This window comes from Polaribacter sp. BAL334, from assembly GCF_015767435.1.
Classification (GTDB): Bacteria; Bacteroidota; Bacteroidia; order Flavobacteriales; family Flavobacteriaceae; genus Polaribacter.
The window spans coordinates 1-419 of sequence record NZ_JADWOV010000249.1; the positions used below are offsets into that span (position 1 = coordinate 1).

Sequence of the window (419 nt, forward strand, 5' to 3'; positions counted from 1 at the left end):
ATGAAGGCTGAAGTGAATTTCAATATTTTAGGAAACGTTGCCGGAAATCCTATTGATGATATTTTCTATGAAAATGTAGGAAGACCTGTAACTGTAAATTCCGATAATGGAAATTTAACACTCACAGATAACAATAGATTACGTGTTTACAATGCTTCTTTTGAATGGAAAGCCGAGAATTTTGATATGAGAGGTTTTTACAGAACAAACCATTATCATTGGGCGTATGAAGGAGATATTTTTGGTTTATATCCAGAAGCGAATTATGGCCCTAATTTAGATATTTATAATGGAGAAATTCTAGGACTTGAAGTAGATGGAAAAGGTTCATTATCGGGATTAAAAGCGGCATTTGGACCACAACTTTGGTGGGGAGCAAACCCAGCTGTCTTGTTAAAATATAGAAAAAAAGTGGGTCA

At 34.6% G+C, this 419-nt stretch carries 1 pseudogene; it reads left to right on the forward strand.

Going from position 1 to position 419, the window contains the following annotated elements:
- Positions 1–419 (forward strand): annotated as a pseudogene (locus IU405_RS04135) (glycosidase); the annotation flags it as partial.